We start from the raw sequence: 13,034 nt of genomic DNA, 5'->3' as shown, positions 1-13,034 counted from the left end.
ACTTGGGGAATAATTACACAGATAAAAAACCTGATGTTATTTGATTTTTTCACTAAGGGTCTTTCTATCTATTTGAAGAATTTTTGCTGCTTGTGTTTTATTATTGTTTGTTGCAGCCAATACTTTTAGGATATGTTGTTTTTCCACTTCCCTTAAAGGAAGCTGTGTTTCGTTTTCCGAAAAATTGATTTGATATTTTAAATGTTCAGGAAGGTCTTTTATTTCTACCTGTTTATCGCACATGATAACAGCCTGTTGCAACACATTTTCCAACTCCCTAATATTTCCAGGCCAAGAATAACGCTCCAATACGCTTAGTGCCTCTGGGGTTATGCTAATCAAACGGTCTTTGTATTCCACTCCATATTTAAGCAGAAACTTTTCGGTTAGCAACTTGATGTCCTCAGTACGTTCGCGAAGTGGTGGCACGGTTATTTGCACAACGGTTAACCTATAATACAAATCTTCCCTAAACTTTCCTTTCTCTATCAGTTCCTTTAAGTCAATATTTGTTGCCGCAATCACTCTTACGTCCACTTTTTCGGTTTTTTGTGATCCAACCCTTGTCACTTCCTTTTCTTGAAGTACCCGAAGCAACCTTAATTGAGTTGCCATGGAAGCATTGCCAATTTCATCCAAAAACAGGGTTCCTTTGTTTGCAGCTTGAAAAAAACCATTTCTATTTTCGTTGGCTCCAGTAAAAGCCCCTTTGGTGTAACCAAACAATTCGGCCTCCAAGAGGTTTTCCGGGATGGAACCACAGTTTACAGCAATAAAAGGGGCTCTGGCAAACTGTCCCATATAATGTATGGATCGCGCTACAAGCTCTTTACCTGTACCACTTTCGCCAGATATAAAAACGGTTGCTTTGTTGTTTTTAACACGTTCTATAACTTCTGTAACCTTGTTAATGGCTTCAGAATTGCCTATCAATTCGCCATAAGCCACAGAGGTGGTTTCTTTTTGGGTTTGTTTTTGTTTTTTGGGCTTTAATGCAAGTGATTTTTCTACAGCTTTTTTAAGTTCCTCTTTAGTAAATGGTTTGGTTAAATAATCCATAACGCCAGATTTCATGGCTTCCAAAGCTCCATCTATCGAAGGGTAACCCGTTACCACCAATTTGGGAATGTCTGGATAGTGTTCAGACACATATTTTACCAGTTCCAAGCCATCCACTCCTGGCATTTTAAGGTCTGTAATCAATAAATCAATGGATTTGTCCTTTAATATTTCTATCGCTTCCTTTACAGAAATGGCTTTATAAGTATGGTAATTTAAAGCTTGTAAGTGACGCTGCAACAATTCCAGGATATGCACATCATCGTCCACCAATAAGATATTTTCTTTATTCAAACCCATAGATTAATTTTTTGGTAATGTGATGGTAAAAATAGTTCCTTTTGGTTGATTGGGCTCGAATTTTATGGAGCCTTTATGACTTTTTACAATACCATGTACCACACTCAAACCTAGGCCAGACCCTTCGCCTACTGGTTTTGTGGTGAAAAAGGGGTTGAACACATGATCGAAATCCTTTTTTTGAATGCCTGGACCTTCATCTGAAATCTTTAAAATCACTTGGCTTTCAGTATCCTTTACCATAACTGTAATCTTTCCTTGCTTGGGCGAAAAGTAAATGGCGTTAATAACCAAATTGAATATTACTTGCGTTAACTGAATGGCATCCACCCGCAACATAATCTTGTCTTTTGAGATGTCCAGGTGACAATGCAGTTCTTTTTTTTTGAAATTAGGGTTTAAGAGTCCTATGGCATCTTTAATAATAGGCACCATGTTTCTCAATTCCATTTGTTGGGGCATATCGCAGGAAAAAAACATGAGTTTTTTAACCACTTCCCTGGAAAAAATGGCACTATGAATTATTTTATCCAAATCGTTCAATACGGATGGGTTGTCCTTAAATTGGTCTTTCAGCAATTCGGTGTAGCCTAAAATGTTTGCCAAAGGTGTATTCAGTTCATGGGCAATTCCAGCTGTAATTTCACCTAAAATCCCCAATCTATCGGCACGTTCTATTTGCCTTTTTGCCAAGGCTTCACTTTCAATGATTTGTTTACGCTCAAACAGGTTGCCAATTTCCAAAGCAATATTATTTAACAGCTGAATCTCTTCATTTAAAAAACTGTTTTCGTTGTATTTTAACTTTGAATAACCAACTTGAATGGAGCCTATGGGTTTGTTAAAGACCTTAATTGCGGAGAGGATAATTACTTTATCTTCTGGATAATCCCCTGCAGAAATTAATTTATCTTCAATTCGTAGTTCCACCGAAGCTTCTTCAGGATATCTTATAGCTTCTTGAAGACTGTAAACTATGGCTTGCCAAGTTGGCTCCAAGTTATCAAGATCAGAATTGGCTATATAAGAACTTACATTGTACAAACAGGTAAGTTCCTTAATACGTTCTCTTAATTTATCCTCTGCTGAAATTAATGGCGACATGTGTTAGGTTTAAGCTTTTAATACAATTCTATAACGTGCCTTGCCATCTTCCAAGTGTTTGATGGCCTTGTTTACCTCATCCATGTTAAACTCCTCCACAGTTGGGTAAATATCGTGTCTAACACAAAAATCCAACATGGTTCTTGTTAAAGCAATGCTTCCCAAGGGACTTCCAGCAACCGATTTCTCTCCCCCTATCAGGGAAAACGCCGGTATGGCCAGTGGTTCCAGGACAGCACCAACATTATGGAGGCGTCCTTTGGGTGCCAAGGTTTTTAAAAAGGAATTCCAATCCAAAGTGACATTGGTGGTGTTTAATATAAAGTTTAAACGTCCTTGAATGTCCTTTAACTCGTCGGGATTGGTGGAATCTATCACTTTGGTAGCTCCCATGTTTAAAATCTGTTCTTTTTTTTCTGGATGGGATGTAAAAGCAAACACTTCACAACCCCAAGCTTTCAAGAACTTCAAGGCCATGTGCCCCAATCCTCCTATGCCAATAACACCCACACGATCTGTAGGTTTTACATCTGCCAGGATAATGGGGTTAAAAACCGTAATACCACCACATAACAAAGGACCAGCTTTGGCCATATCTATATCTTTGGGTAAAGGGATGGCCCAAGACCAATGTCCACGAACATAATCGGCAAATCCTCCATGTCTTCCCACAATGGTTTGCTGGGCAGTTTGACACAAATGCTGACTTCCATCCATACACTGCTGACAGTGCATACAAGATCCAGAAAACCAACCCAAGCCTACCTTATCGCCTACTTTTAAACTTTTTACTTCCTTGCCAACCGAAACAATTTCCCCTACAATTTCATGTCCAGGAACAAGTGGATATTCCGACGTTCCCCAATCGTTGTGTATCATACTCAAATCGGAATGGCAAATGCCACAATAATGCACTTTGATATCTACTTGATCGGCTGCTATTTCAGGGAGTTCATATGTGTGGCTTTCCAGAGTTGCCCCAGGCTTTAGGGCAGCATAGCCTTTTACGGTTCTCATCATGTATGAATGTTTTAAATTGCATTTAAAGATACAACTTTAAACAGATAAAAAAATCCCATTAAAAGATATTATGACCCCTTAACCATTTGGGGATGGAACATAAAACGTTCCTGCCATCGATTAAACCGTTTGTCATAGGTTGTAGAAAACACCAGGTACTGACAGCGTTCGAGGCTTTCTGGAAGACGGGATACATCGGCTAAATGCGATCCCCGAAACAGGAATTCGGCATCATCGACCACAAACATTTGCAGTTTTCTTACGTTTACATTGTTCATAAAAAACAATTTGTTAAACCGTTTGGGTGTGGTTATTAAAATATCAATGCCATTGTAAATATCGTCACGTTGTGCATCGATATTATGTTCCTCGTACACACAATATACCCGTAAATTGGTTTTGGAAGTAAACCTTCTAAATTCACGGTACATTTCCAAGACAGCCTCCTTATCTTTTGCAAACACAATGGCCCGAGGCGCATCTTCAAACGCTTCCCCATTTAAGTTTTGAACCACACCCAGCACCATGGCTGTGGTTTTTCCAGCCCCTTTAGGTGCAATCCCAAAGAGGTTCCTGCCACTTTTTATTTTTGAAAGTGTTTTTTTCTGAAACGGTAAAGGCGCTTCAAATCCTTGAAATTTCAAAGCATCCTGTAAAGGTTCTATAAGTTTTTTAAAAGGCATCTGTAATTCATTATTGGGCAAAGATACGCATATTAAATCTTAGCCTGATAGGTATAAAGATCGTAATAACGACCTTGTTTTTCAATAAGCTCATCGTGGTTGCCTCGTTCAGCAATACGTCCGGATTCAATAACCAAAATCTGGTCTGCTTTCTTAATGGTACTCAATCTGTGGGCAATTACAAGGGTTGTACGGTTTTTGGTTAGTTCTGTTAAACTTTTTTGAATCAAGCCTTCACTTTCGGTATCCAAGTTGGAAGTGGCTTCATCCAAAATAATAATCTTCGGATCGGCCAAAATGGCCCTGGCAATGGCCAAGCGCTGTCTTTGTCCTCCAGAGAGTTTTACACCACGTTCTCCTATAAGGGTATCCAATCCGTTTTGAAACCTATCGGTAAACTCGTTCACATAAGCTGCATTAACAGCATGTTGCAATTGGGCTTCTGTAGCATCAGGTTTTGGAAAAAGTATGTTTTCCCTAATGGTCCCTTCAAATAAAAACTCGTCTTGCAAGACCACTCCCAAATGTTGACGGTAACTGCTTAAATTGACCTTGGACAAATCCTGTTGATCTATGGTTACTTTACCAGACTTCGGATTTAAAAAAGTGGCTGCCAATCCAGCAATGGTGGATTTCCCGGAACCGGAACTTCCCACCAATGCCACAACCGAACCCGAAGGTGCCTGAAAACTAATGTTGTGCAAGACCTCTTTACCTTCTTCATACTCAAAAGAGACCTCGTGAAATTCCAAATCGCCGTTTATTTTGTCCAGAATCACAGTGCGATGCTCCAGGTCTTCTTCGGCTGTCATGTTCATCAGTTCTTCGGTTCTGTCCAAACCGGCAAGGGCTTCTGTAAGCTGGCTTCCTATGTTGCTCATTTGCACAATAGGCGCAATCATAAAGCCCAAAAGCAAGGTAAAGGATAAAAAATCCCCTACCGTTAAATCGCCTGTCATGATTTTATAACCTCCAATCCCCATAATTCCTGTTGAGGCTATTCCCAATAAAAACGTGGAAGAACTAGTCATCAAAGCTGTAGCAGTCAAACTTTTCTTCACATTCTGAAAAAGTCTCTCTACACCCACTTCAAAGGTTTTGTTTTCCTGGGCTTCGGCATTAAAAGCTTTTATAACCCTAACTCCTGCCAAAGTCTCAGTTAATCGTCCTGTAACTTGTGCATTGATAACGCTACGTGTTCTAAATATAGGCCTGATATAACCAAAGGCTTTTAAGGCAATGTAACCAAATATGGCCACAGGCACTAACACAAAAAGGGTCATGGACCAACTAATATTAATTAAAAGTATTAAAGAAATAACAGCTGTTAGACTACCTCCTACCATTTGCACCAAACCGGTTCCAATTAGGTTTCTCACGCCTTCAACATCTGTCATGATTCGGGATACCAGTTCCCCAGATTTGGTATTATCGAAAAAACCAATGGGAAGGGAAAGCACTTTTTTTTGCACTTGGGCACGTAATTCGCTTATTAAATATTGTGCTTGTACACTAAGGATTTTAGTAAGCAAAAATGAGGTAACAGCCTGAACCAAAATAGCGATGCCCACAATAAGTAACAATTGATACAGTTGGTCGTAATCTTTATTTGGAATGACCTCATCCAACAAGGCTTTACTTTTCCATGGCAATACCAAACTAGACAATCTGCTCAACACAATCAGGATCAAGCCAATAAATACGAGGTTGCGCCTAGGCCATATAATGGTTTTAAAGGCTTGAGCCATGGTGACTTTGTTTTTCTTGTTTTTATAGGCCTGGGTTTTACTTTTTAGATGCTGCATGTGTTTGTTGGTAATAGGAAGCTTAAGTTTATGGGACATGACTGTCAATTAACATGCCATGTATAACAAACTGACATATTGTTATAATTTTAAAACGAAGCAAAATATAAAAGCTCTTAAACCCTACCTATGTTAAGTTTGCCTATATTTAAGGCCTTAGACATATTTCCAGCAATTTGATATCTTTGTAAACATGTATGGCAAAAAGCACCATAATTTAAATGATATAGTTGAAAAGCAATCTGATATTGTAATCGAGATGAACCAAAACCGAATAGGGTATTACCATAACCTTGCCTTATAAAATATTTAAAACAGTCAAGCAACACCATCCCCATTACGGGCACACAACAAGGGACAAAACAGCATGAAAAAGCCAAATACTAAACAGATACTCTCCATGGCATTTATAATGGCCAGTATTACCTCTCTGTTCTTTGTTCCCTGGCTTTTGGTAAAAGCATGGCTACTGCCCTTGCCAAACAGCGTTCAGGAACAGCTAAACCAAGCCCTGGACTATGGTTATTCCGGAATTATTGTGTATGTGGACCAAGCAGGCAAACCACCAATCCACTACACAGCAGGTTGGCATAACAAAACCAAGGAGCTCCCAGCCAAAGCCGATGCCCTGTTTAAAATTGCCAGTATAAGCAAACTATACGATGCCGTAGCAATTACCAAATTGGTGAGCGAAGGACGTTTGTCTTTAGACAAAACCCTTGCCGAATACTTGCCGGAACTTGTGGGCAGAGTAGCATACGCCCAGCAAATAACCCTTAGGATGCTGTTACAACACCGTAGTGGCATTCCCAATTTTACGGATACGCCCAACTTTTGGGCTTCACCAACAGAAACCTATCAAGAAAGCTTGTCCTTGATTTTGGACCAACCAGCCAATTTTAAACCGGGAGAATCCTATGAATATTGTAACACCAATTATCTACTTCTTAACAAAATCATGGACAAGACATTGGGTTACGATAACTTTAGATACATCCAAGAACAGATACTACAACCCTTGAACCTATCCCACACCTATGCTTCCATAAAACAGGTGCCTTTGGACCAGGTAATGAGTGGTTATCACCAAGGGCATCCTTTCGATTTAAAAGCAGATAACCAAGGCATGTTGGCCACAGCACAGGACGTGGGCAGCTTTTTGAAGGCTTTAAACAACGGTACGCTGCTCACCCAAGAACAACAGGCCCTCTACACCTCGTTGTATAAATACGAACATGCAGGTTGGGTACCAGGATACCAAAGTTTTGCCAGCTATCATAAAGAGCTGGATGCTGTACTGGTTTGCTTTTACAGTACCACAGACCCAAAACTGTATTTGTGGAACCTTTCGGAGATTATAAACAACAGAATTGTTAAGATCTTGAAAAAGCAATAAGCACAATTTTATTTTAAGGTAAGGACTTTGACACGGACTATGTACGGACTATCTACGGACTATCTACGGACTACCTATACTTAAAATAGCCATACAGGTTATTGAACACATCCTGACATTGAGATACAATACTACTATTTGAACCCAAATTGATTGTACAGGTTTCATACACTCTCCATACACTATCCATACACTATCCATACTTGAGCTATACTTAAGCTATATACCAGCCATACAGGACAAGACATTGCAGTGTTTTAAAGAACAAAATTGGTTTATTATTGTAGAGGAAGGCTTACCATAAATTTTATTTATGGTAAAAAAAACAGCACCCGAAGTAAGCTTATACACCCGAAGTAGACCCGAACTCACCCGAACTAGACCCGAAGTAGACCCGAAGGAAACCCGAACTAGACCCGAAGTAAATCCGAAGTAAATCCGAAGTAAACCCGAAGTAGACCCGAAGTAGACCCGAAGTAGACCCGAAGGAGCTACGGCTGAACCCCTAAGCAGGTCTTTATTTATAAGGGTTTAGAGCGGTTGAAAACAGGCATAACCTGTATTGACCTAATGAAGTGGACTTTGAAAGATTAAGATACTTTTTTTTTCTTAAAGTCCAAAAAAAAAGTGGCCATTATTTAAGCTGTGTATAGAAAAATGACCCGTCCTAAAATAGCTTTATAGGTGGTTATTAGATACATCCTGACATTGTGATACAATACTACTTTTTAAACCTAAATTGATTGTACAGGTTCCATACACTCTCCATACATTATCCATACTTGAGCCATATACCAGCCATTGAGGACAAGGCAGTTTAACATGGGGTTTTGCATACGTTATGTACTACATTTGATTTGTTTTTTAAGAGGTTTTGTTATTATGAGCTGGAATTTATTGAAACAGGTGTGGGACGAAGAAACACTTTTTATGGGTTTTAAAAATACCACCAGGGTTTTAAATTGTTCGTGTTATAACAATTGTCCTTAGGTGTGTGTAGCTGCCATGTTGTGGTAAACTACGAATCACGTATTTGCCTCTCCAACGGGAACCGACAACATTCCCTACTTTTCATGAGAACCCTCCTAATATGCCTTTATTAAATGTGGCCATACTATAAAAAAATTTGAGGTTAATAATGTCAATAAAATATAAGCCATCTTGGTAAAAAAAAACCAATACCTTGAAAACAATTGCCCCTATTTGTCGATTATTCTCCAGAATTGTCACAAATTGACGCACTTTGTGCACTTTTAGCCACTTTTGTCCTTAATGGAACCCAATTGGCCGAAAAACATAAATTTTAAGGGTTTTGTTCGAGTCTTGTTCGAGAAACGTTTTTACTGTATTTTTTAAAAAAATAGTTTTTGGGGAGCATTCCAGAAGGAATGTATAATCTTACTAATTTTTTTTATTGCAAATAGTTATTTTTTATATTAAATTTATGTATATCAAAACATTATGAAACTCATTATCACTTTAAAACCATTATGGCATCATAATAAGCAACAAATTGCTATCGGTTTTGGGTATCATGACACTATTAGAAAATATATTAAGCAATTTGAGGGTGTTTTATGGTCTAATACCCACAAAACGTTTTATGTTAACTATTCGCAACAGACGCTACATAAGTTATTCCGTTTTTTACAACATGGTGGGTATTTTGTAGATTATAGCAGCATGAGCTACCTAAAAAAAACACCCGAAAAGAAAACTATTAAAATTAAGCCTCCACACAAAGTCATTTTATACAGGGAATTACCTAAAAGCCACAAAGACCTTTTAAAAGATTATGTAAACAATTTAAAAGGTAAAAGACTAAGTGAGAGTACAATAACTATCTATAGTTATTTTATATTACGTTTTTTAAACTATGTAAAAGACGTAAATAAAAACCAATGGGAAACACGACACATAGACTTATTTATGGAAAATGTAATTGCAAAAGAAGCCTACAGCATAAGCACCCATAGACAAAGTATAAGCGCATTAAAGTACTTTACAAACCTTTGCAAGCTGCCATTATTTGATGCAAGTGATTATGAACGACCAAAAAAATCGAAACATTTACCTATAGTTTTATCCAACGAAGCCATAATAGATTTAATAAGAGTCACTAAAAATTTAAAACATCGGGTTATTATAGCCCTACTATATTCCTGTGGTTTTAGAATTGGAGAATTATTACAATTAAAATTGCCAGATATAGATATTGCAAGAAGCCAAATTAGAGTCTTAAAAGGAAAAGGCAGAAAGGACAGAGTGGTATCTATGAGCGAAGTTATAAAACCCTTATTAATAAACTATATAAACACCTACCAACCAACAAACTATTTAATAGAAGGTAGAGATGGCAACGCATATAGTGCAGTAAGTGTTAGATATTTTTTAAAACAATCCTGCAAGTTAGCAGGAATAAACCAAAAAGTAACACCACATACTTTAAGACATTGTTATGCCACCCATATGTTAGAAAATGGAGTAGATTTAAGATATATACAAGAATTATTAGGTCATGCCAAACCAGAAACCACCATGGTTTACACGCATGTAGCCAAAAAGGATATTATGCAAATACCCAACCCATTGGATGTAGCGATAAAGGGCTACATGGAATCTGATAAAAGCAATAAAAAAGTGTTGTTATCCGGCAAATGAATCCCTTAAAAGATTATATTTGTTATTATATAACGAGTTGGCAGTAATTTGAAAAAAACACAATGAATAAAACCAAAAAGTTTTTAATTAAATCTATTTACTTACTTCCTTTAGGGTTTTTCTTATGGATGTTACCCAACAGATTTAATACAAGTGACATTGGAATATCTATTGTAGCTGGATTAATAATAGCTTTGCTAATAGTCTTTTGGAATTTATTTGAATACGAAAAATTTAATGAGATTTTGTATAATGATTTCCTTGAATCTCAACATTCTGTTTCAATTAAAAACACCGAAGAAAATTGGAATGATTTGAAAAACAAACTAAATCTTCAGATTGCAAAAATTAAAAAAATCCGTGAAAGCGAAAATCACATTGAATATCAAATTGATCAAAAAATTACTGACTCGATTCTTAGAATAGAAAAGAAAAATGATAATATTATAGTGACTATTAAACGAAAGCATTTGAACTTTATTCCTGATATGGCTGAAAATTATGGCATATTAAAAAAGCTGATTAAAGAAAAAACTACTGCCAACAATGTATAACCGCAATTACGGCGGATTCGACTGCGTCCGAATCCACTCGGAATTGCTAACGTCTGTGCTAAACCGAAAAACTTCGTATATTTATCCGTAACTGACGGTTATACGAGACCGTTCTACACCATTTGAAAAAACTATGAGAATACTAATAACATTATTGCTTTTTATTTCTGCAATTGCTTTTGGACAGGAAAATAGCGGAATAGATATAACAAATTCGGAACAAACTCTTGTCGGAAATTGGGAATTTGTCAAAACGCTTGACCAAAATGGAAAGGAGATAAAAAAAATTACTCTCGACAGAAACACGCCTGATGGAAAACCAATGACGCTCAATGCGAATGGACCTGATGTTATTATAAAACCAGACGGAACTTATACCAAAATATTTACGCCTGAAAATTCGGATAATGGAGTTTGGCGAATAAAGTCACCAAATGAGATTGAATATGAAATGATTATTCCAGAAAACTCAAGGCAAGGTCAAATGATAATTCAAACTCAAAAATTTTTTCCCGATAAAAAATGGCGAAAAGATGAAAAAGGAAATTTTCTTGATGCATCGACTGACCGAATTATAGAGCTGACCGAATCGGAAATGAAAGTTGAATATGAAAAAGATTATATATTAGTTTACAAAAAGACAGCGGAATAAAAACGGTGTAGAACAACGTATATAGCTCATAGCTGTTGAGTTGCTTAATCGAAGTTAAGGCATATTTGTAAAGTCGCCAAATTTTTAAATTTGACGATTTCCAATAAAAAGATAAATAGTAAAATTTAAAAATCTGGCTTGTGCTCAATCCGAAAAAATTTTCTAATTTGCACGCTACGAGCCATATACAAAACCGTTGCCCACAATACGAGAAAAACAGAACGAAATGACAAAATTTAACGAAATGACAAAATTTAGAGTTTTAACAATAATGATTTTCACAACTATTTTGATAAGTTGCAACTCTGAAAAATCGAAAAATAATCTCGATAAAGAGAACCTAAATCAAAAGGAAATTGAATCGGATACTCTGACAAAACACTTAAAACCATTCAAATCGGAATTGCCAACAATCGGACTTTTGATGTATAACGGAGTTTTACAAAGCGAAGTAATTGCTACTTCTGATGTTTTCGCAAAACCAACCGAAAGCGGAAAACAAATCTTTAATGTAATCACGATTGCAGAAACTGAAAAACCAATCACAACCGAAGAAGGAATAAAAATTTTGCCTGACTTTACGTTTGAAAATTGCCCAAAATTAACAGCTCTTTTTGTGCCGAGTGCTTATGATATGTACGCACAAGTTCACAACGAAAAAATAGTAAACTTCATAAAAGAGAAAAATAAAGAAACTGAATATGTTGTGAGTAATTGTGCTGGAGCTCAATTAATCGGAAAATCTGGAATTGCAGATGGACATAAAATCGTCACTTGGATTGGTGGTGGAGAACAATTACAAAAAGACTATCCGAATTTAAAAGTACAGAATGATAGTTTGGTAACTTTCGTTGAGGACGGAAAATTCAGTTCGTCAAATGGAAATTTAGCAAGTTATATTTCAGCATTGAATTTATTGGAGAAAATGACGAGTTCGGAACATAAAAAATTCGTGGAAAGTTATTTATATCTTGACCGAATTCAAAATTGGAAAAACTAAAAGTACTGTGGGCAACAACGTGTATAATTAATGGCTAGTTCTCGCCTACTTACGAAAATCCTCGCGGATTTTCTATTCGGTTTTTATTTGCTAAATTAGGTGCGTGGAACACGCCACTAATCATACACAAAAACGTTGTGGTGCATTTAAGAGAAACATTGTGAATTTAAACAAAGTCCTTTTTCTACCGATTTTATTTTTGCTGTTTAACTGTAATCAGAAACAGGAAAAAACTGAGAACGGAATCCACTCTGAATCTGAATTGAAAACTCAATCGGAATCTGAAACTCGAAACTATAAGAAAGATGTTTCAGAATTTGCTCTGAATTTCTCACCGAATGGAGCATCTGCTTTGGACTCAATTCCCAAAAGTATAATTAAAGGATTTAGAGAGTTGAGAACTATTGACAAAAATGCTCACAAAAAATATGTGACTTTGATTTTTACCAAACTTTATGCTGAACATTTACAATGTTGTCATCAATCATATATCATTGAACATTTCCCAGCAGATAAATCGGAATATGATTTTGGTAAATTGACTATGGTAAATGAGTTTGCTTTTATGTCAAATTATCTGGACGATGAAAAGTTACCTGAAATTTGGACTTCAGGAATTATAGAAAAATGGTTGACTGAAAACCCAGAATTGTTGGAATTTGAACCAATTGGAAAATATGACCAATTCATCAAAACAGTATCTGAAAAGATTAAAAATGGCGATTATTGGGACAATTAAAAATAAAAAAAACGACACCACAACAAAGTACTGTGGTAAAAAACAAGTAAAAACCCATTAA

11 protein-coding genes are annotated in these 13,034 nt (G+C 36.6%); 6 read left to right on the top strand and 5 right to left on the bottom strand.

Going from position 1 to position 13,034, the window contains the following annotated elements:
• Positions 1–36 precede the first annotated feature (36 nt).
• The 5 genes from D778_RS13065 to D778_RS13045 form a co-directional block, all read right to left on the bottom strand.
• Positions 37–1,359, bottom strand: coding sequence for a sigma-54-dependent transcriptional regulator (locus tag D778_RS13065; RefSeq protein WP_007651515.1), 1,323 nt, complete (start codon positions 1,357–1,359; stop codon positions 37–39).
• A gap of 3 nt (positions 1,360–1,362) precedes the next feature.
• A complete protein-coding gene (locus D778_RS13060) occupies positions 1,363–2,463 on the bottom strand; it encodes a sensor histidine kinase (RefSeq protein WP_007651513.1) in 1,101 nt (366 codons plus the stop codon).
• A gap of 9 nt (positions 2,464–2,472) precedes the next feature.
• Positions 2,473–3,483 (bottom strand): NADPH-dependent aldehyde reductase Ahr, encoded by a 1,011-nt coding sequence (gene ahr, locus D778_RS13055; RefSeq protein ID WP_007651512.1) that lies wholly within the window; start codon positions 3,481–3,483, stop codon positions 2,473–2,475.
• Between the two features lie 68 nt (positions 3,484–3,551).
• Complete coding sequence (locus D778_RS13050; protein ID WP_007651510.1) at positions 3,552–4,187, bottom strand: DEAD/DEAH box helicase family protein; 636 nt, start codon at positions 4,185–4,187, stop codon at positions 3,552–3,554.
• Positions 4,188–4,198: 11 nt separating this feature from the next.
• Positions 4,199–5,971: an ABC transporter ATP-binding protein gene (locus D778_RS13045; protein WP_040492573.1), complete on the bottom strand. Its 1,773-nt coding sequence runs from the start codon at positions 5,969–5,971 to the stop codon at positions 4,199–4,201.
• 367 nt (positions 5,972–6,338) lie between these two features.
• Between D778_RS13045 and D778_RS13035 the strand changes: the two genes are divergently transcribed.
• From D778_RS13035 to D778_RS13010, 6 genes are all read left to right on the top strand, one after another.
• A complete protein-coding gene (locus tag D778_RS13035; protein ID WP_007651507.1) occupies positions 6,339–7,367 on the top strand; it encodes a serine hydrolase domain-containing protein in 1,029 nt (342 codons plus the stop codon).
• 1,461 nt (positions 7,368–8,828) lie between these two features.
• Positions 8,829–10,028, top strand: coding sequence for a tyrosine-type recombinase/integrase (locus tag D778_RS13030; protein ID WP_007651504.1), 1,200 nt, complete (start codon positions 8,829–8,831; stop codon positions 10,026–10,028).
• Between the two features lie 62 nt (positions 10,029–10,090).
• Positions 10,091–10,582: a hypothetical protein gene (locus tag D778_RS13025; RefSeq protein WP_007651502.1), complete on the top strand. Its 492-nt coding sequence runs from the start codon at positions 10,091–10,093 to the stop codon at positions 10,580–10,582.
• Between the two features lie 133 nt (positions 10,583–10,715).
• The gene (locus D778_RS13020) at positions 10,716–11,234 is read left to right on the top strand and encodes a hypothetical protein (RefSeq protein ID WP_007651500.1); all 519 of its coding nucleotides are present in this window, start codon (positions 10,716–10,718) and stop codon (positions 11,232–11,234) included.
• Between the two features lie 226 nt (positions 11,235–11,460).
• Positions 11,461–12,234 (top strand): DJ-1/PfpI family protein, encoded by a 774-nt coding sequence (locus D778_RS13015; protein WP_007651498.1) that lies wholly within the window; start codon positions 11,461–11,463, stop codon positions 12,232–12,234.
• Between the two features lie 103 nt (positions 12,235–12,337).
• Positions 12,338–12,973 carry a hypothetical protein gene (locus D778_RS13010; RefSeq protein ID WP_040492536.1) on the top strand — a complete coding sequence of 212 codons (636 nt, stop codon included), beginning with the start codon at positions 12,338–12,340 and terminating at the stop codon, positions 12,971–12,973.
• Positions 12,974–13,034 lie beyond the last annotated feature (61 nt).

This window comes from Xanthomarina gelatinilytica, assembly GCF_000348685.1.
Lineage (GTDB): Bacteria > Bacteroidota > Bacteroidia > Flavobacteriales > Flavobacteriaceae > Xanthomarina > Xanthomarina gelatinilytica.
This window is presented reverse-complemented; position numbering and strand designations above follow the sequence as displayed.

Excerpts from the sequence above, each read along its gene's own strand:
- D778_RS13065 (WP_007651515.1), bottom strand. The coding sequence starts at position 1,359 with ATGGGTTTGAATAAAGAAAATATCTTATTGGTGGACGATGATGTGCAT.
- D778_RS13060 (WP_007651513.1), bottom strand. The coding sequence starts at position 2,463 with ATGTCGCCATTAATTTCAGCAGAGGATAAATTAAGAGAACGTATTAAG.
- ahr (WP_007651512.1), bottom strand. The coding sequence starts at position 3,483 with ATGATGAGAACCGTAAAAGGCTATGCTGCCCTAAAGCCTGGGGCAACT.
- D778_RS13045 (WP_040492573.1), bottom strand. The coding sequence starts at position 5,971 with ATGCAGCATCTAAAAAGTAAAACCCAGGCCTATAAAAACAAGAAAAAC.
- D778_RS13035 (WP_007651507.1), top strand. The coding sequence starts at position 6,339 with ATGAAAAAGCCAAATACTAAACAGATACTCTCCATGGCATTTATAATG.
- D778_RS13030 (WP_007651504.1), top strand. The coding sequence starts at position 8,829 with ATGAAACTCATTATCACTTTAAAACCATTATGGCATCATAATAAGCAA.
- D778_RS13025 (WP_007651502.1), top strand. The coding sequence starts at position 10,091 with ATGAATAAAACCAAAAAGTTTTTAATTAAATCTATTTACTTACTTCCT.
- D778_RS13020 (WP_007651500.1), top strand. The coding sequence starts at position 10,716 with ATGAGAATACTAATAACATTATTGCTTTTTATTTCTGCAATTGCTTTT.
- D778_RS13015 (WP_007651498.1), top strand. The coding sequence starts at position 11,461 with ATGACAAAATTTAACGAAATGACAAAATTTAGAGTTTTAACAATAATG.